Origin of the sequence: uncultured Zoogloea sp. (assembly GCF_937894855.1) — a bacterium.
Lineage (GTDB): Bacteria > Pseudomonadota > Gammaproteobacteria > Burkholderiales > Rhodocyclaceae > Zoogloea > Zoogloea oryzae.
This window is the reverse complement of record NZ_CALAYQ010000062.1, coordinates 1-23,302: the sequence shown is the minus strand read 5'-3', so window position 1 is coordinate 23,302 and position 23,302 is coordinate 1. Positions and strand designations below refer to the sequence as shown.

Sequence of the window (23,302 nt, the reverse complement as noted above, 5' to 3'; positions counted from 1 at the left end):
AGATCACCCTGCGCGAGCGCGGCTTCAAGGGCCGCATCTACCAATCCCACGGCGTGACCAGCAAGGAGTTCCTGCGCGTCGGCGGTAAGGCCGTCGAAGGCGCGCTGATCCCGGTCGGCCCGGTGCTGGTGGCCGAGCAACTGCCCGACACCCACCCGACCAAGAAGAACGGCGTGGCCTTCGTGCAGGCCCTCGAAGCCAAGTACGGCCCGGATTCCCGCTCCACCTTCGCCGGCGCCAGCTGGGATGCCTGGCTGCTGCTCCAGAACGCCCTCGGCAACGCCCTGAAGGGCAAGGCCAGGCCGGGCACGCCGGAGTTCCGCGCCGCCGTGCGCGAGAACATCGAGAAGAACAAGCTGGTCGGCACCAACGGTGTGTACAGCATGTCCGCCACCGACCACGCCGGCTACGACCCCAGCGCCATCGTGCTGATCAAGGTCGAGAACAACCACTGGAAGCTGGTCAAGTAAGAACCGGCGCCTGACCTCCGGGCCGGCGGACCCCGTCCGCTCCCGCGCCCGGAGGCGTTTTTCCCTCCGATCCCACCCGTCGTACCGCCGCGCAGGCTTGCGCCGCGTCAGGAGTCCGTTCATGGATGCCGAAATCATTGCGATGCTCGGTCAGGACGGCGTCACCAACGGTGCCATCTACGCCCTTCTGGCGCTGGCGCTGGTGCTGGTGTTCGCCGTCACCCGGGTCATCTTCATTCCCCAGGGTGAGCTGCTGGCCTGGGGCGCCCTCACCATGGCCGCGCTGGAAGCTGGCAACTTTCCCGGCACCGTGTGGCTGCTGGTGGGCTGTGGCCTACTCACGCTGGCCGTCGATGCCTTCTCGGCCACCGGCCGGCGCACCCTGGGCCGCTCGGCCCTGTGGAACCTCGCCTATCCGCTGGCCATGGCGGCGATCCTGTGGCTGGTGCCGCTGGCGTCGCTGCCCACCGGGTTGCGGGTGATCCTGACCCTCGCCATCGTGGTGCCCATGGGGCCGATGCTCTATCGGGTGGCCTTCCAGCCGGTGGCCGAGGCGCCGGTGCTGGTGCTGCTGATCATCTCGGTGGCGGTGCATCTGGCGATGGTCGGGCTGGGCCTGCTGGTGTTCGGCCCGGAAGGTTCGCGCACCACGCCCTTCAGCGAAGCCCAGGTGGAGATCGGCTCGCTGGTGGTCGGCGGCCACACGATCTTCGTGATCGTCGCCTCGCTGGTGCTGATCGTCGGCCTCTACCTGTTCTTCGACCGCACGCTGTACGGCAAGGCCCTGCGCGCCACGGCGATCAACCGCAACGGCGCGCGCCTGATGGGCATCTCCCCAGCGCTGGCCGGGCGGCTCACCTTCCTGCTGGCGGCCGTCATCGGCGTGCTGTCGGGCGTGCTGGTGGCGCCGATCACCACGGTTTATTACGACAGCGGCTTCCTGATCGGCCTCAAGGGCTTCGTCGCGGCCATCATCGGCGGCCTCGCCAGCTATCCGCTGGCGGCGGGCGGCGCGATCCTCGTCGGCCTGCTCGAATCCTTCTCGTCCTTCTGGGCGAGCGCCTTCAAGGACGTGATCGTGTTCACCCTGATCATCCCGGTCCTGATCTGGCGCTCCCTCACTTCCCACCACGTGGAGGAAGAAGAATGAACTCGCCTGCCCAAACCCAGGTGCTGCCTGCCGGCGCCTCGCGCATCGGCCCGCGCAGCGTGCTCGCTGCCTTCCTGGTGCTGCTGGCGGCGGCCCCGCTGGTGCTGCCGGATTTCTACGTCACCCTGCTCAACTACATCGGCTTGTCGGCGATGGTGGCCCTCGGGCTGGTGCTGCTGACCGGCGTCGGCGGCCTCACCAGTTTTGGTCAGGCGGCCTTCGTGGGCCTCGGCGCCTACACCAGCGCGTGGCTCACCACGTCCCAGGAGCTGCCGGGCTGGCTGGCCTTTGCCGGCACCTCGCCGTGGCTGTCGCTCGTCGCCGGGCTGGTGCTCACCGCGCTGGTGGCGATCATCCTCGGCTCGGTGACGCTCAAGCTCTCCGGCCACTTCCTGCCCCTGGGCACGATGGCCTGGGGCATCAGCCTGTATTTCCTGTTCGGCAACATGGAGTTCCTCGGCGGCCACGGTGGCATGTCGGGCATTCCGCCGGTCAGCCTGTTCGGCGTCGAGCTGCTCGACAACCGGCATTACTACTACCTCGTGTGGGCCTTCCTGCTGATCGCTCTCTACACCACCCACAACCTGCTGGATTCCCGCGAGGGGCGGGCGATCCGTGCCCTCAAGGGCGGCATGGTGATGGCCGAGGCGATGGGCGTGGATACGTCCCGCGCGCGGATGGTGATCTTCGTGCTGGCCGCGCTGCAGGCGTGCACCGCCGGCTGGCTCTACGCCCACATGCAGCGCTTTGTTAACCCGACGCCCTTCGGCCTGCACATCGGCATCGAGTACCTGTTCATGGCCGTCGTCGGCGGCGCGGGGCAGGTGTGGGGCGCTATCGTCGGGGCGGGTGTGATCACCGTGCTCAAGCAGTGGCTGCAGGACATCCTGCCCAAGGTGTTCGGCAGCGCCGGCAACTTCGAGGTGATCGTGTTTGGCGTGATGATGGTGATCGTGCTGCAGCGCGCCCGCGACGGCCTGTGGCCGCTGATCGCCGGCCTCGTGCCGGTGCGCGCCGCGCCCAAGGCCATCGACCGCGCCGCGCTGGATCTGCCGAAGAAGCCCCAGCCGCCCATGGGCGAGACGATCCTCGAAGCGAAGAACGTCACCCGCAAGTTTGGCGGCCTCGTCGCCAACAACAACATGAGCCTGCACGTGAATGCCGGCGAGATCCTCGCGCTCATCGGCCCCAACGGCGCCGGCAAGAGCACGATGTTCAACCAGCTCTCGGGTGTGGATACGCCGACATCCGGCGAGGTGCTGTTCCGCGGCAAGTCGGTGGCCGGCCACAGCTCGCGGGAGATCGCCGCGCTGGGCATGAGCCGCACCTTCCAGCATGTGCGCCTGCTGCCCAAGATGACGGTGCTGGAGAACGTCGCCATCGGCGCCCACCGCCGCGGCAGCAAGGGCGTCGTGCCCGCCGCCTGGCGGCTGGAGCGGGACGAGGAGGCGCGCCTGCTGAAGGAGGCCGCGATCCAGGTGGAGCGCGTCGGCCTCAAGGATTTCATGTACGAGGAAGCCGGCAGCCTGGCCCTGGGCCAGCAGCGCATCCTCGAGATCGCCCGTGCCCTGTGTTCGGACCCCTGCCTGCTGCTGCTGGACGAACCCGCCGCCGGCCTGCGCCTGAAGGAAAAGCAGGCCCTGGCCGATCTCCTGCGCCGTCTCAAGTCCGAAGGCATGGCGGTGCTCATCGTCGAGCACGACATGGATTTCGTGATGAGCCTGGTGGATCGGGTGGTGGTGATGGAGTTCGGCGAGAAGATCGCCGAAGGCCTGCCGGAGGATGTGCAGAAAGATCCGGCCGTGCTCGAAGCCTATCTGGGGGGTGTCTGAGGTGACGACCCCCACGCTCACTTTGTTCGTGGATGCTTGGCTTTGCACAGCCAAGCCGTTCGGAAGGCACAGCGCGCTGCGCTGCGAAACCCCTTCCTCACCCCCCAGGGGGGCGCAGGCCTCCTTTGGGGCGGCCCGGCAGGAGGCCTGTGATGGCTAACGTACTTGAAGTGAAGAACCTCTCCGTCGCCTACGGCAAGGTCGAGGCGGTGAGCAATGTGAACCTCACGGTCGGCGAGGGGAAGATCGTCACCGTGATCGGCCCCAACGGCGCCGGCAAGACGACGACCCTGTCGGCCATCATGGGGCTCCTGCCGTCCAGGGGCGAGGTGGCCTTCGACGGCAGCATCGAGCAGGTGCCGGAAGTGGAGCGGATGGTGGTGCGGGGGATGAACCTCGTGCCCGAGAAGCGCGAGCTGTTCGGCTCCATGAGCATCGAGGACAACCTGCTGCTGGGCGCCTTCCAGCGCCACCGCACGGGCCACCGCGACCACCTGCAGACGATGGAAGAGGTGTACGCGCTCTTCCCCCGCCTGAAGGAACGCCGTACCCAGGCGGCCGGCACCATGTCGGGCGGCGAGCGCCAGATGCTGGCGGTGGGCCGCGCGCTGATGGCCAAGCCCAAGCTGCTGATGCTCGACGAGCCGAGCCTGGGCCTGGCGCCGCTGATCGTCCGCGAGATCTTCCGCATCATCACCGAGCTGCGCCGCCGCGGCGTGTCGATCCTGCTGGTCGAGCAGAACGCCCGCGCCGCGTTGCAGGTGGCCGACTACGCCTACGTGCTCGAAAACGGCGGCATCAAGATGCACGGCGAGGCCCAGTCTCTGCGCGACGACCCCCGCGTCATCGAGAGCTATCTGGGCCTCGGCAGCAAGCACCAGGCCATGCTGGCCACGTGAGCAACCGGGGGCGGCGTGGCCGGTTGCGGCGCTGCCCCGTTTCAGGAGAACCCTTCCGATGGAAGCCCTTCGCATCCTCGGCGACGAACACCAGTCCCTCGCCGCCATCCTCCATGCCGTCCGCTTCATGCTCAAGGAAGTCGTCTCCGGCCGCCTGCAGCCTGATCTCCGGCTCTTCGAGGCGATGATCCACTACCTCGACGCCTACCCCGAGAAGCGCCACCACCCGAAGGAAGACATCCTCTTCGCGCGGCTCAAGGCCCGCACCAGCGAAGGCGCCGAAGCCCTGGCCGAGCTCGACCGCCAGCACCAGGCCTCGGCCGAGCGTATCCAGGCCCTGGAGGCGGCGCTGGCCGCCTACGCCGCCGATCCGACCAAGCTCGCCGACTTCGCCGCCGCCTTCGACCACTACGCCGACTTCTACCGCAGCCACATGCTGCTGGAAGAGCGCGAAGCCCTGCCGCTGGCCCGCAAGGTGCTCACCGCCGAAGATTGGGCCGAGGTGGATCGCGCCTTCACCCAGGATCGTGACCCCATGAGCGGCACCCGCGGCAAGCCGGAGGATTTCGCCGACGTGTTCTCGAAGCTCGTCGCCGCCGCGCCCGCGCCCATCGGCCTTGGCGCCGGGCCTTACCGGGGGTGAGCTGACCCGGCTCCGCCGCCCGCGGAGCCTGCCTTCCTGCCGCGCTGATCGCCACGAACCGGCCACCTGATTTCAGGTGGCCGGTTCTTTTTTGAGTGTTCGATACGTGCGCCGCTCATAAAAGATATCAAAAAAGAGTTGTTGCAGCTCAAAGATATCGTATAAAGTATATTTGTTGGAGAATAGGTGCCGCTTATATCAAATATTAGATGCGGCTTGACGGTAGTCTGGTTAAGGAGAGGGGTTCGGCCTTGGATGCAGGAATCGTTTTGATACTCGGACAGGACGGGGTGACCGGCGGGGCGATCTATGCCCTGCTGGCGTTGGCCCTGGTCCTCGTCTTCTCGGTCACCCGGGTGATCTTCATTCCCCAGGGCGAGTTCGTCGCCTTCGGGGCGCTCACGTTGGCCGCGCTGCAGGCCGGCAAGGTGCCGGCCACGGTGTGGTTGCTGGTAGCGATGGGCGCCTTCGTGGCGGCGATCGACCTGATCGGCCGGGTGCGCGACAAGGACATGGAAGGCGTCGGCGGCCTCGTGGGCTGGAACCTCGCCTATCCGCTGGCGCTGGCCGCGTTGCTGTACAGCGTGGATGGCAGCGGCCTGCCGATGGTCGCGCAGATCGCGCTGACCCTGGCGATCCTCGTGCCGCTGGGGCCGATGATCTACCGCATCGCCTATCAGCCCATCGCCGACACCAGCGTGCTGGTGCTGCTGATCGCCTCGGTGGCGGTGCATCTGATCCTCACCGGGCTGGGGCTGGTGTTCTTCGGCGCCGAGGGCGTGCGCACCGCACCGTTCTCGGAGGGCAGCCTGACTTTCGGCGAGTTCACCATCAACCTGCAGACGATCTGGGTGGTGGGCTGCTCGCTGGCCTTCATCGTCGGGCTGTACGCCTTCTTCGCCCGCACCATCTATGGCAAGGCGCTGCGGGCGACGGCGGTGAATCAATCCGGCGCCAAGCTGATGGGCATCTCGCCGGTGGTCGCCGGCAAGCTCACCTTTCTGCTGGCGGCGCTGCTGGGCACCTTCTCGGGCCTCTTGATCGGGCCGATCACCACGATCTACTACGACACGGGTTTCCTCATCGGCCTGAAGGGCTTCGTCGCCGCGATCATCGGCGGGCTGGCGAGCTATCCGCTGGCGGCGGCCGGCGCGGTGCTGGTGGGCCTGCTGGAATCCTTCTCGTCGTTCTGGGCGAGTGCCTTCAAGGAGGTGCTGGTGTTCACGCTGATCATCCCGGTGCTGCTGTGGCGCTCCTTCAACAGTCATCACGTGGAGGACGAGGAATGAACACCCATGTGCAAACGTCGGCCGGCAGCGCGCTGCCGCAGCAAGGGGCTGCCAGCCCGATGAAGAACGTACTTCGACTCCTGGCGGTGGTGGCCGTGCTGGCGGTGCTGCCGGCAGTGCTGCCGCCCTATTACGTCACCCTGCTCAACTACATCGGCATCTCGGCCCTGGTGGCCGTGGGGCTGGTGCTGCTCACCGGTGTGGGCGGGCTCACCAGCTTCGGGCAGGCGGCTTTTGTGGGCGTGGGTGCCTACACCACCGCGGTGCTCACCACGTCCACCAGCCTGCCGGGCTGGATCGCCTGGGCCGGCGCGTCGCCGTGGCTCACCCTGGTTGTCGGGCTGGTGATCACCGGGCTCATCGCGCTGCTGCTGGGTTCGCTCACGCTGCGGCTGTCGGGCCACTACCTGCCGCTGGGCACCATCGCGTGGGGCATCAGCCTGTACTTCCTGTTTGGCACGCTGGATTTCCTGGGGGCCCAGAGCGGCATCTCGGGCCTGCCGCCGATCCGCATCGGCAGCTGGGCGCTGGATGAAGGCCCGGAGATCTATTACCTGATCTGGGCCTTCCTGCTGGCGGCGGTGGTCACCACCCAGAACCTGCTGGATTCCCGCGAGGGGCGGGCGATCCGCGCGCTCAAGGGCGGCGTGGTGATGGCCGAGGCGATGGGCGTGGATACATCCCGCTCGCGCATCGTGATCTTCGTGATCGCGGCGCTGCACGCGGCGGCGGCCGGCTGGCTGTACGCCCACATGCAGCGGCTGGTGAATCCGTCGCCCTTTGGCCTGCACCACGGCATCGAATACCTCTTCATGGCGGTGGTGGGTGGCGCCGGTTACGTGTGGGGCGCGGTGGTGGGCGCCGGGCTGGTGACGCTGCTCAACCAGTGGCTGCAGGATTTCCTGCCGCGGGTGTTTGGCCATTCGGGCAACTTCGAGATCATCATCTTCGGCATGTTGCTGCTGCTCATCCTGCACCGGGCGCGGGAGGGCATGTGGCCGGCGGTGCTGCGCGTGCTGCGGGTGAAGGCGCCGCCCAAGCCGGTGTCGGAAACCGCCGCCGCGCTGCCGCGCCGGGCGATGCCGACCCGCGGCGAGACGATCCTCGAAGTGAAGGATGTGACGCGCCGGTTTGGTGGCCTCGTTGCCAACAACAACATGAACTTCAGCGTGAAGGCCGGTGAGATCCTGGCGCTGATCGGCCCCAACGGCGCCGGCAAGAGCACCATGTTCAACCAGATCTCCGGCGTCGATACGCCCACCTCGGGCGAGATCATCTTCAATGGCAAGGCGGTGGCGGGGCACGACTCCCGCGAGATCGCCCGCCTCGGGATGAGCCGCAGCTTCCAGCACGTGCGCCTCCTGCCGCGGATGAGCGTGCTGGAGAACGTCGCCATCGGCACCCATCTGCGCGGCTCGACCGGCGTCTTCCCCGCCGCCTGGCGCCTCGACCGCAAGGAAGAGGAACGCCTGCTGGCCGAAGCCGCCCGGCAGATCCGCCGAGTGGGGCTCGAAGCCCACATGCACGACGAGGCCGGCTCCCTGGCCCTGGGCCAGCAGCGCATCGTCGAGATCGCCCGGGCGCTGGCCGCCGACCCGTGCCTGCTGCTGCTGGACGAACCCGCCGCCGGCCTGCGCTTCAAGGAGAAGGAGGCCCTGGGCGAGCTGCTCAAGAAGCTCAAGGCCGAAGGCGTGGCGATCCTGCTGGTCGAGCACGACATGGACTTCGTGATGGGGCTGGTCGATCGGATCGTGGTGATGGAGTTTGGCGAGAAGATCGCCGAGGGCCTGCCGGAGGAAATCCAGCAGAACGAGCGCGTGCTCGCGGCCTATCTGGGAGGTGTGGAATGAACGGCGGTGGAATGAGCACGCTGCTAGAAGTGCAGGACCTGCGGGTCAATTATGGCGAGGTCGAGGCGGTCCATAACGTCAGCCTCACGGTGGGCGCCGGGCAGATCGTCACGGTGATCGGCCCCAACGGCGCCGGCAAGACTACCAGCCTCGCGGCGATCATGGGGCTGATGAACTCCTCCGGGCGGATCGTCTTCGACGGCCACGCCCAGCGCCGCGCCAACGTGGAGAAGCGGGTGATCCAGGGCCTCGCCCTGGTGCCCGAGAAGCGCGACCTGTTTGGCGAGATGAGCGTCGAGGACAACCTGCTGCTGGGCGCCTTCCAGCGCTACCGCCAGGGGCACCGGGATCAGGCCAAGACGATGGATGAAGTCTTCGAGCTCTTCCCGCGGCTCAAGGAGCGGCGCGATCAGGCGGCGGCCACCATGTCGGGCGGCGAACGTCAGATGCTCGCCATCGGCCGCGCGCTGATGGGCAAGCCCAAGCTGCTGATGCTCGACGAGCCGAGCCTGGGCCTCGCGCCGCTGATCGTGCGGGAGATCTTCCGCATCATCGCCGGCCTGCGGGAGCGGGGCGTGTCGATCCTGCTCGTGGAGCAGAACGCCCGCGCCGCGCTGCAGGTGGCCGACTACGCCTACGTGCTGGAGATGGGCGCGGTGGCGATGGAAGGCAAGGCTTCCGATCTCGCCGACGACCCGCGGGTGGTTGAGGCCTATCTGGGCTTCGGCAGCAAGCACCAGGACATGCTGGCCACGTAACACGTCGAACCGTTGGGCGATCGCCTGTCAGGCGCTAAAATGTGCGATTGCAAAAAATGACAGGCGACATCGTGGCAGCGGAGCAGGACGAGAAGGAAGTCCAGACGGAAGTGCAGGCCGACGTACCAGCCGAAAGCCCGGCGGCCGGGCTGGATGCGGATTCGGCGGCGCTGCTGGCGGTGCTGGCCCGCAATATCCGCCATTTCCGCGGCCAGCGCGGCATGACGCGCAAGAACCTGGCCGAGCAGTCCGGCGTGTCGCTGCCGCATCTGGCGCGCATGGAAAGCTCCCAGGGTAACGTGTCGGTGGTGGTGCTGGGCAAGGTGGCCAAGGCCCTCAACCAGTCGGTGGCGAGCCTCTTCGGCGACGAAGAAGCCCGCGCCGGCGACCTCAACCTGATCGTCGAATTCCTCAAGCGCCAGCCGGTGTCCAACCTCGCGCGCATCCGCGAACAGATCTTTGCGGATTTTCAGCCCGCCGAAGGTGTGCGCAAGGATCGCATCGTGCTCACCGGGCTGCGCGGCGCGGGCAAGTCCACCGTCGGGCAAGCCCTGGCCACGCGCCTCGGCCGGCCCTTCGTCGAGCTCAATCGCGAGGTGGAAGAAGAAGCCGGCCTCAGCCTGCAGGAGATCATCACGCTCTACGGCCAGTCCGGCTACCGCAACCTGGAGCGGCGCTGCCTGGAGCAGGTGGTGGTGAAGCACCCGCAGGTGGTGCTCGCCACCGGCGGCGGCATCGTCGCCGAACCGCTCACCTACGAGATCCTGCTCAACTCCTTCTTCACCGTGTGGCTCCACGCCGAGCCCGACACCCACTTCCGCCGGGTGATGGATCAGCACGACATCCGCATCGCCAAACCGGCCCTCCACCGCGAGGCGATGGACAACATCCACCGCACGCTCGAAGCGCGCGACCATCTCTACCGCATGGCCGCGTTCGACGTGGATACGACGCGGCTGACGGTGGATGAGGTGGTGGCGCGCATCGTGGGGCAGATGGCGGGCTGACCGCCCGTTCAAACCGTCAGATTTGAGCGAAGGGTGACACGATGAAGGGCGAGATCGTACGGGATGGTCTGATCACCGAAGCGGACACCTGCCGGGTGCTCGTCACGCCCCGCTTGATGGAGGCCGGCTGGGGAAGCGCGCCCCATGCCATCGGCGAGCAGCGCAGCTTCACCAACGGCCGCATCATCGTCGCGGGGGGAAAGGTTCGGCGCGGCAAGCTGAAAAGGGCTGACTACCTGCTGTATTACCGCCGGGACTATCCCTTGGCCGTGGTCGAGGCCAAGGAAAGCAATGTGCCGGCGGAGGCCGGCGTACAGCAGGCGCGTGAGTACGCCGAGATTCTCGGGCTGAAGTTCGCCTATGCCACCAACGGCCCGCGCATCATCGAGATTGACTACACCGCTGGCACCGAGCGTGAGGTCGATCGCTACCCCACACCCGATGAGCTCTTTGCCCGTTTGACCGCGGTGCAGTTGCTCCCACCGGACGCGGCTGCCCACCTGCTGGAGCCTTTCAACCTTGTTTCCGGCAAGGTGCCGCGCTACTACCAGCAGATTGCGATCCACCGCGTGATCGAGGCGATCCTCCGCGGTCAGACGCGCATCCTCGCCACCCTGGCTACCGGCACCGGCAAGACCTGTGTGGCCTTCCAGATCTGCTGGAAGCTCTGGAGCAGCCGCTGGAACCGCGCAGGCGAGTACCGTCGCCCGAAGATTCTGTTTCTTGCCGATCGCAACATCCTGGTCGATGACCCGATGGCCAAAATGTTCGCGCCCTTCGGCGATGCACGCCACAAGATCGCCGGCGGCGACACGAGCCAGGGCCGGGACATGTACTTCGGCATCTATCAGGCACTCTCCACCGCTGGGGCCGAGGTGTTCCGCCAGTACCGCCCGGATTTTTTCGACCTGATCATCATTGACGAATGTCATCGCGGCTCCAGTCGCGACGAGAGCGCCTGGCGTGCAGTGCTGGATTACTTCGAGCCTGCGGTGCAGTTCGGGATGACCGCCACGCCACTGCGCGAGGAATCCCGCGACAGCTACGCGTATTTCGGCAACCCGGTCTACACCTACAGCCTGCGCCAGGGAATCGAGGACGGTTTTCTTGCTCCTTATCGCGTGCATCGGGTCATCACCACCGTGGACGCCGCCGGCTGGCGCCCCAGCAAGAACGAACTGGATCGCTATGGCCGGCCCGTGCCCGACGAGGAATATCAGACCAAGGATTTCGAACGCGTCGTTGCCCTGCGCTCCCGTACGCGTGCCATGGCCCGGCATCTCACCGACCTGCTCAAGGGCACCGACCGTTTTGCCAAGACGCTCGTGTTCTGTGTGGATCAGGAGCATGCGGCCGAGATGCGGCAGGAACTCCTCAATCTGAACAGTGATCTTGTCAGGCAGTACCCCGATTACGTCTGCCGCGTCACCGCCGATGAGGGCGCAATCGGCCTCACCCACCTGTCGAACTTTCAGGACGTGGACAAGCCGACGCCCGTCATCCTCACCACATCCCAGCTGCTGACCACGGGCGTGGACGCCGAGATGGTCAAGAATGTGGCGCTGGCCAGGGTGGTGGGCTCCCGCTCCGAGTTCAAGCAGATCGTCGGTCGCGGCACCCGGCTGAAGGTCGATTACGGCAAGGAGTACTTCAACATCATCGACTTCACCGGCACGGCCACGCGTCACTTTGCCGACCCTGATTTCGATGGCGAGCCGGCCCGGATCGAAGAAGTTACCGTCGACGAGGCCGGCGATCCGGTGGGGGAGTCCGAGACGCTGCATGAAGCCGAGGTGCCAGTTGATGATCTGCCAGTCGAATACGGGCTTACCGAGGAGCAGTTCGGGCCGGACGCTGGTCTGCCAATCAACCAGCCTCCGCCCGAACCGCGCAAGTTCTACGTCGATGGCGGAGAGGTGGAGGTGATCGGCCACCTCATCTACGACCTCGACTCCGACGGCAAGAAGCTGCAGGTGGTGAAGTACACCGAGTATTCCGGCCGTTCCGTTCGCACCCTCTATCCCACCCGCGAGGCGCTGCAAACCGCCTGGGCCAACCCCGACACCCGCGCCGAGGTGCTGCGCGAACTCACCCGGCGGGGCATCAGCTTTGAAGAGCTGGCGGCCAACAGCGAACTACCGGATGCCGACCCCCTCGACCTGCTTTGCCATCTGGCCTGGAACGCGCCGCTGCTTACCCGGCGGCAGCGCGCAGACGGTGCGAGGCGGCAGGCCCGGGAGTTGTTCGCCCAATACGGCGACACCGCCCGCGAAATCCTCACGCTGCTGCTCGACCGCTACATCGAGCGCGGCATCCTGCAGTTCAATGTGCTGTCCGAGCTGCTGAAGGTGAAGCCCTTCGACCGCTACGGAAATCCCACTGAAATCGCCACCCGCCACTTTGGCGGCGTGCGCGGCATGAAGGACGCCGTCGTCCGGCTCCAGCACGCGCTCTACCAATAACGAGAATTCACCCCAATGGTCAGAAATACCGCCGCCACGCCCGGCGAAAAGAAGGCCCGTGCGCCTCGCAAGGCCCGCACGCCGCTCACCACCCGCGAAAACCTCTCGGCTCTGATCGGCACCGCTCGCAAGATCCTGCGCAAGGACAAGGGGCTCAACGGCGACGTGGATCGCCTGCCGCTGCTCACCTGGGTGATGTTCCTCAAGTTTCTCGACGACCTTGAGATCGCTCACGCAGAAGAAGCCGAACTCGATGGCAAACGCTACCAGCCCATCATCGAATCCCCTTACCGCTGGCGCGACTGGGCGGCCCGTGACGATGGCATCAGCGGCGACGAACTGCTGGCCTTCATTGGCCAGGAGACCACCCGGCGTGCGGACGGCAGCACCGGCAAGGGCCTGTTTACCTACCTCCGGGGGCTCGCTGGCGAGGGCGAGAAGGGCAGCCAGCGCGAAGTCATCGCCAACGTGTTCAAGGGCGTGCAGAACCGCATGGTCAGCGGCTATCTGCTGCGCGACATCATCAACAAGATCAACGCCATCCATTTCTCGGCCAGCGAGGAAATCCACACCCTCTCGCATCTGTATGAATCCATGCTGCGCGAGATGCGCGACGCGGCTGGCGACGCGGGCGAGTTCTACACCCCGCGTCCGGTGGTGCGCTTCATGGTGCAGGTGACCGATCCGCGGCTGGGGGAAACTGTGCTCGATCCGGCCTGCGGCACCGGCGGCTTTCTGGTCGAGGCCTACGACCACATCGCCCGACAGGTGAACTCACCCGATTTGCGCCGCACCCTGCAGCGCGACACCCTGTATGGCCAGGAGGCCAAGCCGCTGCCCTACATGCTGGCGCAGATGAACCTCCTGTTGCACGGGCTGGAGGCGCCGCAGATCGCCTACGGCAACACGCTCGAGCGCCGCATCAACGAGATCGGCCACAGCGAGCGGGTGGATGTCATCCTCACCAATCCGCCCTTCGGCGGAGAGGAAGAAGTCGGCATCAAGGCCAACTTCCCGGCCTCCATGCAGACAGCTGAAACCGCGCTCCTCTTCCTGCAGTACATCATGCGCAAGCTGCGGGTAGCCGGCGCCCCGGTGCCCGGCGGCAAGCCAGCCCTCCGCGGCGGTCGCGCTGCCGTGGTCGTGCCCAACGGCACGCTGTTTGGCGATGGCGTGTGCGCCGTCATCAAGGAGGAGATGCTCAAGGAGTTCAGGCTCCACACCATCGTGCGCCTGCCGCAAGGGGTCTTCGCCCCCTACACCGACATCCCGGCCAACCTGCTGTTCTTCGAGCGTGGCGGCCCGACCGACACCGTCTGGTATTACGAGCTGCCGCTGCCCGAGGGCCGCAAGAAGTACAGCAAGACCGCGCCGCTGCAGTTCGACGAGTTTGCCCCGGCCCTGGCCTGGTGGAGCGCCCGTGAAGAAGGCCCCCACGCCTGGAAGGTGGATTTTGCCGCCCGCCGCGCTGCGGCCCTTGAAGCCGCCACTCCGCACTGGAATCACGCGAGCGCCGAGCGCGCCGCCGCCATGGCGCTGAGTAAGGCCATCCGCGAATCCGAGGGCGCGCTGGCGGCTGCCGGCACCAAAGACAAGGCAAAGCTCCAGCTGCGGCTGCGTGACCTCAAGGCCACGCAGCAAGCCCACGACTCGGCCGCCAAGGCTGCGCAGGCCCAGGGCGACGCGCTGTACTGGCCCATCTACAACCTCGACATCAAGAACCCCAACGCCAAGGCGGGGCTGGAGCACGCGGATCCCAGGGATCTGATCGCCTCGATGCGCAGCCACGAGGCCGAAGTGATGCGGCTTCTGGGCGAGATCGAGGCCCTGGTTGCCGAGGTGCAGGCATGACCGCGCCCGGCACCCCTGCCATCCTGGATCAGGCCGACTACGCAGCCGTCCACGGCGGCATCGTCGCGCTGCTCGAGGCCGCCCGCCGCGCCGCGGCACGCAGTGTCAATGCGCTGATGACCGCCTCTTACTGGGAGATCGGCCGGCGCATCGTCGAGTTCGAGCAGGGCGGGCAGGCGCGGGCCGAATACGGCGACGCCCTCATCCAGCGCCTGGCCGCCGACCTCACCCGAGCCTTTGGCCGCGGGTTTGGCGGGCGCAACCTGGCACAGATGCGCGCCTTCTACCTCGCCTGGCCCGCTGACCGGATTGTGCAGACGCTGTCTGCACAATCCGCGGCTTCGACGGCCATCGCCGACGCGCTGTCCCGCAAGTCGATCGATCTGTCCTTGCTGGCGCAGATGTTCCCCTTGCCCTGGTCGGCCTACGTGCGCCTGCTCTCGGTACGCAACCTCCAGGCCCGCGCCTTTTATGAGACTGAAGCCCTGCGCGGCGGCTGGTCGGTGCGCCAGCTCGACCGGCAGGTGAGCAGCCAGTTCTACGAGCGCACCGCCCTGTCGCACAACAAGGCCGCGATGCTGCGCCAGGGCGAGGCGGCCCTGCCGGATGACGGCATCACCCCCGAGCAAGCCATCAAGGACCCCTTCATCCTGGAGTTTCTCAACCTCAAGGATGAATACTCCGAAGCCGAACTCGAGGACGCACTCATCCAGCACCTGGCCGACTTTCTGCTCGAGCTGGGTGACGACTTTGCGTTTGTGGGCCGCCAGCGCCGCCTGAGGCTGGACGACGCATGGTTTCGGGTCGACCTGCTGTTCTTCCACCGTCGCCTCAAGTGTCTGCTCGTCATCGACCTCAAGGTCGGCAGGTTTGGCTATGCCGACGCCGGCCAGATGCACCTGTACCTCAACTATGCCCGCGAGCACTGGATGAAGCCCGGCGAAAACCCGCCCGTGGGCCTGATCCTGTGCGCCGAAAAAGGCGCGGCCGAGGCCCACTACGCGCTGGAAGGCCTGCCCAACAAGGTGCTGGCCGCCGAATACCAGACCGTGCTGCCCGATGAGAAGCTGCTGGCCGACGAACTGGACAAGACCCGGCGCGAGCTGGAGGCACGACGGATCGGGCGCGGTGATGCCGGGGAGGGCGCGGAATGAAGGCGTGGCCGAAAGTTGCGTTGGGTGAGTTGCTTCGACGTGCCGACGAGTTGGCCGTCGTCGACCCGGCGACTGAGTATCATGAAGTGACGGTCAAGCTATGGGGCAAGGGTGTTGTCAGCCGGGGTAAGGTGCTTGGCAGTGACGTTACATCGGTGCGTAGGGTTGTCCGGCGTGATCAATTGATATTGTCGAAGATCGACGCACGTAATGGCGCGATCGGCTTGGTGCCGCCCGAGCTTGACGGAGCGATCGTCAGTAACGATTTCCCGTCCTTTGAGCTTCGTGATCCTCGGCGCTGTGATGCGGCATTCATGGGTTGGCTTGTCCGCTCGGCTCCCTTTGCAGAACTATGCAAGGCGGCGAGCGAGGGCACTACAAACCGAGTTCGCATAAAGGAGGGGCGCTTCCTAGATCAGCATTTAGCGCTGCCACCACTGGCCGAACAACACGCCCTCGTCGCCCGTCTCGATGCCCTCGCCGCAAAGACCCGACAGGTCGAGGTGCATCTGGCCGCCATCGAGAACGATGCGGAGCAGCTTGTCAGGGCATACCTCTTTCATCCTCCGAATGAACAGCCTCGCAAGCGCCCGATGTCGGAATTGGTAAGCCAACGCCAACCCGACGTGACGGTTGATGGAACCATTCAATACCGTTTCGCAGGCGTCTACTCGTTCGGTCGTGGCGTGTTTCCCAGTGTGGTCAAGATGGGCAGTGATTTTGCGTACGAACGACTGACGACGGTTCGTGCAGGTGACTTTACCTATCCAAAGTTAATGGCTTGGGAGGGGGCGCTGGGGGTCGTGCCACCGGAATGTGACGGGATGGTCGTCTCTCCAGAGTTTCCGGTGTTTTCCATTAACACTGATGAAGTACTGCCCGAGCTGCTGGATATTTACTTTCGCACACCTGAGGTTTGGCCTGGGTTGGCAGAACTGAGTGGCGGTACCAACGTCCGCCGTCGCCGTCTACAGCCATCGGCACTCCTGGCTTACCAAATGCCGGTCCCGTCAATGGCTGCCCAGCTCAAGTTGCTTGAGGTATATCGACGGACGCAGGCCCTCAAGGCCAGACACGCCGCCATCCGCGAAGCCAACGCCGCGCTGCTGCCCGCGACGCTGGAGCGGGTGTTCGGCACCGATGCCACCGGGCCGGCCCAATGAGCAGCAGCGCCTGCTGCGGCTGAATCATCTCCGTCCTTGTCCCCCGGGAAGGGGCGTGGATGATCCGGGGTGCCACCCGCTTGGTCGGCCCGCGCGAGGTCTTTCAATCCACTCGCGCCTGCCTGCTGATGCTGCGTTGTCGGGCTACGCTCCGCCGATCCGGTCTGCAGGCGCGGCAGCGGGATTCGACGGGATGACAACCCCTCTCTCATGCCCCGATGGCCAATCGCTGCGGCGCCTTTGCGTTTGCAGCGCTCTGGCGGGCAATCCGCCTGCCGCCAGGTGGATTGGCGGGGTGCATCAAGGGTTTGGCCTGTCAGATTGACAGTTTGCGGGCGCAGATTGGCAATCGCAGGGTGAGATTGGCAATCTCAGGGCGAAATTGGCAATCACAGCCTGAGATTGGCAATCGCCGCCGACAGAATCGAATGTTCACGCCGTCGATTGCCAATCGCGGCGTGAAATTGCCAATCTGCGACCTGCGATTGGCAATTTCACCCGGCGCATCCCGAATGGCGCCGGGTAATTGAGGCTGGATCAGAACGCTTCGTCCGGCAGCCCAAGCAGCAGGCTGTTATCCGATTCCACGGTGATCCGCAGGCCGGCGCTCTTCGGGAGGATGTGGCCCATGTAGAACTGGGCGCTGGCGAGCTTCTCCCGGTAGAACGGATCGCTGCTGCCGGCGGCGATGGCGTCGCTTGCCACCTTCGCGGCCTTCGCCATCAGCCAGCCGCCGATCACCGTGCCGGCGAGCTTTAGGAAGGGCTCGGCCACCGCGAGGGCCGCAGCGGGGGCGGCGCCCATGCGGGCGATGAGCACGTCGCTGGCGGCCAGCAGGTCGTCGAGGCCGGCGCCGAAGCGGGTGGCGATGTCGGCGAGGAGCGGGTCGCCCGCGCCAGCGAGGGTGCGCTGGTCGGCGCGCATGTCGGCCAGCAGCATGGCGAGCGCGGCGCCGCCGTCACGGGCGAGCTTGCGGCCGGCGAGGTCTGCCGCCTGGATCGCGGTGGTGCCTTCGTAGATCGGGGTGATGCGGGCGTCGCGCATGTATTGCGAGATGCCGGTCTCTTCCACAAAACCCATGCCGCCGAAAACCTGGATCGCCAGGGAGGTGAGCTCCACCGCGCTCTCGGTGCTCCAGCCCTTGAGCACGGGGGTGAGCAGCTCCACGCGGCGGTGGGCGGTGGCGCGGGCCTCGGCGTCGTCCGATTGATGGGCGATGTCCTGCAGCGCGGCGACGCTGTAGGCCAGCGCGCGGATCGCCTCGGTGTGGGCGCGCTGGGTCATCAACAGCCGGCGCACGTCCGGGTGGCGGACGATGGCGACCGGCTTGCCGCCCTTTTGCGTCACGTCCGTGCCCTGCACCCGCTCCTTCGCGTACTCCGACGCCAGCTGCCAGGCGCGTTGGGCGACGCCCAGGCCTTCGGTGCCCACCGAGAGCCGCGCCGAATTCATCATCACGAACATGATCTCCAGCCCGCGGCCCAGCTCGCCGATCAGGTAGCCCGTCGAGCCGCCGTGGTCGCCGTGGACCAGCGTGGTGGTGGGGCTGCCGTGCACGCCCAGCTTGTGCTCGATGGAGGTGCAATACACGTCGTTGTGTTCGCCCGGCTTGCCGTCCGCATCGAGGATGAACTTGGGCACGATGAACAGCGACAGGCCCTTGACCCCCGGCGGGGCGTCCGGCGTGCGGGCCAGCACCAGATGCACGATGTTGGCGGCCATGTCGTGGTCGCCATAGGTGATGAAGATCTTCTGGCCGCTGATGCGGTAGCTGCCGTCGGCTTGCGGCACCGCGCGGCAAGCGATGGCGGCGAGGTCAGAGCCGGCCTGGGGTTCGGTGATGTTCATGGTGCCCGTCCATTCGCCGGAGACGAGCTTCGGCAGCCAGGTGGCTTTCATCGCGTCCGATCCGGCGATCAGCAGCGCCTCGATGGCGCCGTGGGTGAGGGTGACCACATGCGAGAACGACAGGTTGGCTGACTTCCACATCTCGCTCACCGCCACCGCCAGGAGGCGCGGCAGGCCCTGGCCGTCGAACTCGGGCGGGCAGGGCAGGGCCATCCAGCCGCCTTCGGCGAAGTGCCGGTAGGCATCGGCAAAGCCGGGGGCGGTGCGCACCTCGCCCATGCCGTCGGCGCCCGTTTGCCAGCGGGCGCCTTCCCGGTCGCCCACCGGGTTGAGGGGCGACAGGATGTCGCCGGCAAAGCGGCCGGCTTCTTCCAGCACCGCGTCGATCAGCCCTGCGTCGCAGTCGGCGTAGGCCGGCAGGGCGCAGATCGGGGTGCTGCCGACCAGTTCATGAATGACGAAGCGCATGTCGCGCAGGGGGGCTTGGTAATTGTTCATGTCTCCTCCGAATATCACATACGATCTCTTGCAATCCGTGAGTATTGTAAAGTATATTTTGTTCGCGGTTCAAAATCTCATATCTGATACAAGAAACGGGATCAAATCCCACGGAGGAGACACCATGAAGAAGCACACTGCACTGCCAGCCCTCGTCCTGATGGCCGCCGCCGGCGTTGCCCAGGCGGACATCAACATCGGCGTTTCCGTCTCGGCCACCGGCCCTGCGGCGTCCCTCGGCATCCCGAGAAGAACACCTTCGCGATCCTGCCGACCACCATCGCCGGCGAGAAGATCAACTACATCGTGCTGGACGACGCCACCGACCCCGGCCAGGCCACCAAGAACGCCCGCAAGCTCGTCACCGAAGACAAGGTGGATGTGCTGGTCGGCTCCTCCAGCACGCCGGCCTGCGCGGCGATCGCCGGAGTGGCCAACGAAACCGCCACCCCGCAGGTGGCCATGTGCCCGGTGGATCTGCCCGCCGCCAAGAACACCTGGGTGTTCCGCGCGCCCCAGCACAACTCGCTGATGGCCAAGGCGCTGGTGGGCCACATGCGTGAATCCGGCGTGAAGACGCAGGGCTTCATCGGCTTCAACGATCCGTACGGCGAAGACTGGCTGAAGCAGATCACCGCCGCCACCGAAGCCGCCGGCATCAAGCTGGTGGCGGTGGAGCGCTACAACCGGGTGGATACCTCGGTGAGCGGGCAGGTGCTCAAGCTGGTCGCCGCCAAGCCCGACGCGGTGATGGTCGCCGGCTCCGGCACGCCGGCCGCGCTGCCCCACACCACGCTGTTCGAGCGCGGCTACAAGGGCCAGATCTATCAGACCCACGCGGCGGCCAACAAAGAATTCCTGAAGGTCGGCGGCAAGGCCGTCGAAGGCGGCATCCTGCCCATCGGCCCAGCTGCCGGATTCGCACCCCTCCAACAAGCCGGCGCTGGAATACATCAAGTTGTATGAGGCCAAGTACGGCCCGGGCAGCGTGTCGTCCTTCGGTGCCTACGCCTACGACGCCTACAAGCTGATCGAGAAGGCCGTGCCCGCCGCGCTCAAGGCCGGCAAGCCGGGCACGCCCGCCTTCCGCAAGGGCCTGCGCGACGCCATCGAGGCCGAACGCGAGATCGCCGGCGCCCACGGTGTGTTCAACATGAGCGCCAACGACCACTTCGGGCTGGACGAGCGCGCCCGGGTGCTGGTGCGCGTGACCGGCGGCGAGTGGAAGATGCTTTCCGGCAAATAAGGAGCGCGGACGATGACGACGATCATTCGTGATCCCGGCAGGCTGTTTGCGCCGGCCACCGTGATGGTGGAGCACCGCGCCGACGGCAGCCGCATCCTGCGCTCGCCGATGACCCTCGGCGCCGTGCCGGCCAAACTGGGCGACCACCTGGAGCGCTGGGCCGCCGAGGCGCCGGAGCGCACCTTCATCGCCGAGCGCGGTGCCGATGGTGAATGGGCCCGGGTGAGCTACGCCGAGGCCCTGGCCCGCGTGCGCGCCGTGGCCACCTGGCTGCTCGGGCAGAAGCTGTCGGTGGAGCGCCCGGTGGTGGTGCTCTCCGACAACAGCGTCGAGCACGCGATCTTGATGCTGGCGGCGATGCACATCGGCGTGCCAGTGTCGGCGATCTCCCAGGCCTATTCGCTGGTGTCGAAGGACTTCGCCAAGCTCAAGAGCAACATCGAGCACATCACCCCCGGGGTGATCTTTGTGGAGCACCACGCCCGCTTCGCCCCGGCGCTGGCGGCCATCGCGCCGCTCCACGACGGGGTGGTGGTGGCCGGCACCGCCGGTGGTGCGGGCGAGGGCGCGGTGCCGTTCTCCGCGCTGCTGGAGCGCACCGACGCTGCCGCGGTCGATGCCGCCTACGCCCAGGTGACTGGCCACACGATTGCCAAGTTTTTGTTCACCTCCGGCTCAGTGGGCGCGCCCAAGGCGGTGATCAACACCCAGCACATGATCTGCTCCAACCAGCAGGCCAAGGCGCAGATCTGGCCCTTCCTCGAAGCCCAGCCGCCGGTGATCGTGGATTGGCTGCCCTGGAGCCACACCTTCGGCAGCAACCACAACTTCAACATGGTGCTGCGTAACGGCGGCACGCTGTACCTGGATGCCGGCAAGCCGGTGCCGGGCGTGTTCGAGACCAGCCTGAAGAACCTCCGCGAAGTGTCGCCCACGGTGTATCTCAACGTGCCGCGGGGCTTCGACATGCTGGTGTCGGCGCTCCATGAGGATGAATCCCTGCGCCGGGCTTTCTTCAAGAACCTGCAGGTGATCTTCTACGCCGCCGCCGCGCTGCCCCAGCACTTGTACGACGAGCTCAACCGCCTGTCGCTGGAGACCCTGGGCTTCCAGGTGCCGCTGGTGTCGGGCTGGGGCTCGACCGAGACCGCGCCGCTATGCACCGACAGCCACTTCGCGCCGGAGCGTTCCGGGGTGATCGGCATCCCCATCCCCGGCACCGAGCTCAAGCTGGTGCCTTCCGCCGACAAGATGGAAGTGCGGGTGCGCGGCCACAACGTGATGCCCGGCTACTGGAAGCTGCCCGAGCTCTCGAAGGCCGCCTTCGACGAGGAAGGCTTCTACAAGATCGGCGACGCGGTGGAGTTCGTCGACCCCACCAAGCCCCAGAAGGGCCTGCTCTTCGACGGGCGGGTGGGCGAGGACTTCAAGCTCGTCACCGGCACCTGGGTGCACGTGGGCGCGCTGCGCATGAAGGGCCTCGACGCCCTCGTGCCGGTGGCCCAGGACATCGTGGTCACCGGCCACGACCGGGACGAGATCGGCTTTTTGATCTTCCCGAACATCCCCGAGCTGCGAAAGCTCTCCGCCAACCTGCCGCCGGATGCGTCGGTGGAAGAACTGCTGCACCAGCCCTCGGTGCGCGCGATGGTCGCCCGCGGCCTCGCGCGGCTCAAGAAGGAGGGCGGCGGTTCGGCGGGTTCGGCGGCGCGGGCGATGCTGCTGGTGGAGCCGCCCTCCATCGACGCCGGGGAGATCACCGACAAGGGCTACATCAACCAGCGCCTCGTGCTGACGCGCCGCGCCGATCTGGTGCTGCGCCTGCACGCCGACGAGCCGGACCACAGCGTGATCCTGCCGGCGGGCGCCGTCTGAGCAACACGCACGAGCAGGGAGAACAGCACCCCCGCGTGCCACAACAAGGAAAAGAGCATGAATTACGAAAACATCCTGGTCACCACCTACGACAGCATCGCCCACATCCGGCTCAACCGGCCGGCCAAGCGCAACGCGGTGAACAACGGCCTGCTGGAGGATCTCGAAGCCTGCTTCGACAGCCTTGGCGCCGACGCCACGGTGGTGGTGATCTCGGGCGAGGGCGCGCACTTCTCGGCCGGGCTGGATCTGTCGGAACACCAGATCCGCTCGCCCTTTGAGGTGCTGCAGCACTCCCAGTGGTGGCACCGGGTCTTCCAGAAGATCCAGTTTGGCGGCCGGCCGGTGGTGTCGGCGCTGCACGGTGCGGTGGTGGGCGGCGGGCTGGAGCTTGTCACCAGCACCCACGTGCGCGTGGCCGACAAGACTACCTTCTACCAGCTGCCCGAAGGCCAGCGCGGCATCTTCGTGGGCGGCGGCGCCTCGGTGCGCGTCTCCAAGATCATCGGCCCGGATCGCATGACCGAGATGATGCTCACCGGCCGCCGCTACAACGCCGAAGACGGCTATCGCCTTGGCTTGTCGCACTACCTGGTGGAAGAGGGCAAGGCGCTGGACGAAGCGCTGATGCTCGCCCGCCAGATCGCCACCAATGCGCCGCTCTCCAACTGGGCGTCGATCACCGCTGTTGCCAACATCGGCGACATGTCCATGGCCAACGGCCTCTACACCGAATCCCTCGCAGCGGCGATCGCCCAGAGCAGCGACGAAGCCAACCGCCGCATGCAGGAATTCCTCAACCGGAAGAAAGGTTAAGCCATGGCTTACGAAGATTTCACCGCCGCCGCGCTGGTCACCCGCTACGACGACATCTACCTCGTCGCCGGCGCCCGCACGCCGTTTGCGGATTACAACAGCGTGCTGCGCGACGTGAACCCCATCGACATGGGCATCTTTGCCGCCCGGGCGCTGTTCGAGCGCTCCGGCATCCCGGCCGCCGACGTGCAGTCGGTGGTGGCCGGCAACATGGCCCAGGCGGGTTTCGACGCCTACTACCTGCCGCGCCACATCGGCCTTTACGCCGGCGTTCCGGCCACCGCGCCGGCGATGCTCGCCACGCGCATCTGCGGCACGGGGTTCGAGACCATCGTGCAGGCCGCCAACCAGATCGCCCTCGGCAGCGCCCAGGTGGTGCTGGCGGTGGGCACCGAATCCATGTCGCGCAATCCGGTGGCGGCTTACACCCACCGCGCCGGCTTCCGCATGGGGCAGATCGAGTTCAAGGATTTCCTGTGGGAAGCCTTCAC

At 66.4% G+C, this 23,302-nt stretch carries 16 protein-coding genes and 2 pseudogenes; 17 read left to right on the top strand and 1 reads right to left on the bottom strand.

Features of this window, described 5'->3' with window-relative positions; translation table 11 throughout:
• The 13 genes from Q0672_RS08155 to Q0672_RS08095 form a co-directional block, all read left to right on the top strand.
• Window positions 1-470: ABC transporter substrate-binding protein (locus tag Q0672_RS08155; protein ID WP_298621523.1), on the top strand; the 470-nt coding region annotated here is incomplete at its 5' end.
• A gap of 121 nt (window positions 471-591) precedes the next feature.
• Window positions 592-1,620 (top strand): branched-chain amino acid ABC transporter permease, encoded by a 1,029-nt coding sequence (locus Q0672_RS08150; RefSeq protein WP_298621522.1) that lies wholly within the window; start codon window positions 592-594, stop codon window positions 1,618-1,620.
• Window positions 1,617-3,452 carry a branched-chain amino acid ABC transporter ATP-binding protein/permease gene (locus tag Q0672_RS08145; RefSeq protein WP_298621521.1) on the top strand — a complete coding sequence of 612 codons (1,836 nt, stop codon included), beginning with the start codon at window positions 1,617-1,619 and terminating at the stop codon, window positions 3,450-3,452. Before Q0672_RS08150 ends, Q0672_RS08145 begins: the two co-directional genes overlap by 4 nt.
• Window positions 3,453-3,604: 152 nt before the next feature.
• Window positions 3,605-4,351, top strand: coding sequence for an ABC transporter ATP-binding protein (locus Q0672_RS08140; protein WP_298621520.1), 747 nt, complete (start codon window positions 3,605-3,607; stop codon window positions 4,349-4,351).
• A 58-nt stretch (window positions 4,352-4,409) separates the two neighbouring features.
• Complete coding sequence (locus Q0672_RS08135) at window positions 4,410-4,994, top strand: hemerythrin domain-containing protein (RefSeq protein WP_298621519.1); 585 nt, start codon at window positions 4,410-4,412, stop codon at window positions 4,992-4,994.
• Between the two features lie 251 nt (window positions 4,995-5,245).
• Window positions 5,246-6,283, top strand: coding sequence for a branched-chain amino acid ABC transporter permease (locus Q0672_RS08130; protein WP_298621518.1), 1,038 nt, complete (start codon window positions 5,246-5,248; stop codon window positions 6,281-6,283).
• A 59-nt stretch (window positions 6,284-6,342) separates the two neighbouring features.
• The gene (locus Q0672_RS08125) at window positions 6,343-8,133 is read left to right on the top strand and encodes a branched-chain amino acid ABC transporter ATP-binding protein/permease (protein WP_298621524.1); all 1,791 of its coding nucleotides are present in this window, start codon (window positions 6,343-6,345) and stop codon (window positions 8,131-8,133) included.
• Between the two features lie 11 nt (window positions 8,134-8,144).
• Complete coding sequence (locus tag Q0672_RS08120) at window positions 8,145-8,891, top strand: ABC transporter ATP-binding protein (protein ID WP_298621517.1); 747 nt, start codon at window positions 8,145-8,147, stop codon at window positions 8,889-8,891.
• Between the two features lie 56 nt (window positions 8,892-8,947).
• Window positions 8,948-9,898 carry a helix-turn-helix transcriptional regulator gene (locus Q0672_RS08115; RefSeq protein ID WP_298621516.1) on the top strand — a complete coding sequence of 317 codons (951 nt, stop codon included), beginning with the start codon at window positions 8,948-8,950 and terminating at the stop codon, window positions 9,896-9,898.
• A 41-nt stretch (window positions 9,899-9,939) separates the two neighbouring features.
• Window positions 9,940-12,360: an EcoAI/FtnUII family type I restriction enzme subunit R gene (gene hsdR / locus Q0672_RS08110; RefSeq protein ID WP_298621515.1), complete on the top strand. Its 2,421-nt coding sequence runs from the start codon at window positions 9,940-9,942 to the stop codon at window positions 12,358-12,360.
• Window positions 12,361-12,375: 15 nt separating this feature from the next.
• Complete coding sequence (locus Q0672_RS08105; RefSeq protein ID WP_298621514.1) at window positions 12,376-14,211, top strand: class I SAM-dependent DNA methyltransferase; 1,836 nt, start codon at window positions 12,376-12,378, stop codon at window positions 14,209-14,211.
• Complete coding sequence (locus Q0672_RS08100) at window positions 14,208-15,365, top strand: PDDEXK nuclease domain-containing protein (RefSeq protein ID WP_298621513.1); 1,158 nt, start codon at window positions 14,208-14,210, stop codon at window positions 15,363-15,365. Before Q0672_RS08105 ends, Q0672_RS08100 begins: the two co-directional genes overlap by 4 nt.
• Window positions 15,362-16,528, top strand: a complete 1,167-nt coding sequence (locus Q0672_RS08095) for a hypothetical protein (RefSeq protein ID WP_298621512.1) — start codon at window positions 15,362-15,364, stop codon at window positions 16,526-16,528. The genes Q0672_RS08100 and Q0672_RS08095 overlap by 4 nt, the downstream gene beginning before the upstream one ends.
• A gap of 537 nt (window positions 16,529-17,065) precedes the next feature.
• On the opposite strand, the gene Q0672_RS08090 is transcribed toward Q0672_RS08095, so the two are convergent.
• The gene (locus Q0672_RS08090) at window positions 17,066-18,874 is read right to left on the bottom strand and encodes an acyl-CoA dehydrogenase (RefSeq protein ID WP_298621511.1); all 1,809 of its coding nucleotides are present in this window, start codon (window positions 18,872-18,874) and stop codon (window positions 17,066-17,068) included.
• A 124-nt stretch (window positions 18,875-18,998) separates the two neighbouring features.
• Between Q0672_RS08090 and Q0672_RS08085 the strand changes: the two are divergent.
• From Q0672_RS08085 to Q0672_RS08070, 4 genes and pseudogenes are all read left to right on the top strand, one after another.
• Window positions 18,999-20,120: pseudogene (locus Q0672_RS08085) on the top strand (ABC transporter substrate-binding protein).
• A gap of 12 nt (window positions 20,121-20,132) precedes the next feature.
• The gene (locus tag Q0672_RS08080) at window positions 20,133-21,995 is read left to right on the top strand and encodes a feruloyl-CoA synthase (RefSeq protein WP_298621510.1); all 1,863 of its coding nucleotides are present in this window, start codon (window positions 20,133-20,135) and stop codon (window positions 21,993-21,995) included.
• Window positions 21,996-22,052: 57 nt separating this feature from the next.
• A complete protein-coding gene (locus Q0672_RS08075; protein ID WP_298621509.1) occupies window positions 22,053-22,811 on the top strand; it encodes a crotonase/enoyl-CoA hydratase family protein in 759 nt (252 codons plus the stop codon).
• Between the two features lie 3 nt (window positions 22,812-22,814).
• Window positions 22,815-23,302 (top strand): annotated as a pseudogene (locus tag Q0672_RS08070) (acetyl-CoA C-acyltransferase); the annotation flags it as partial.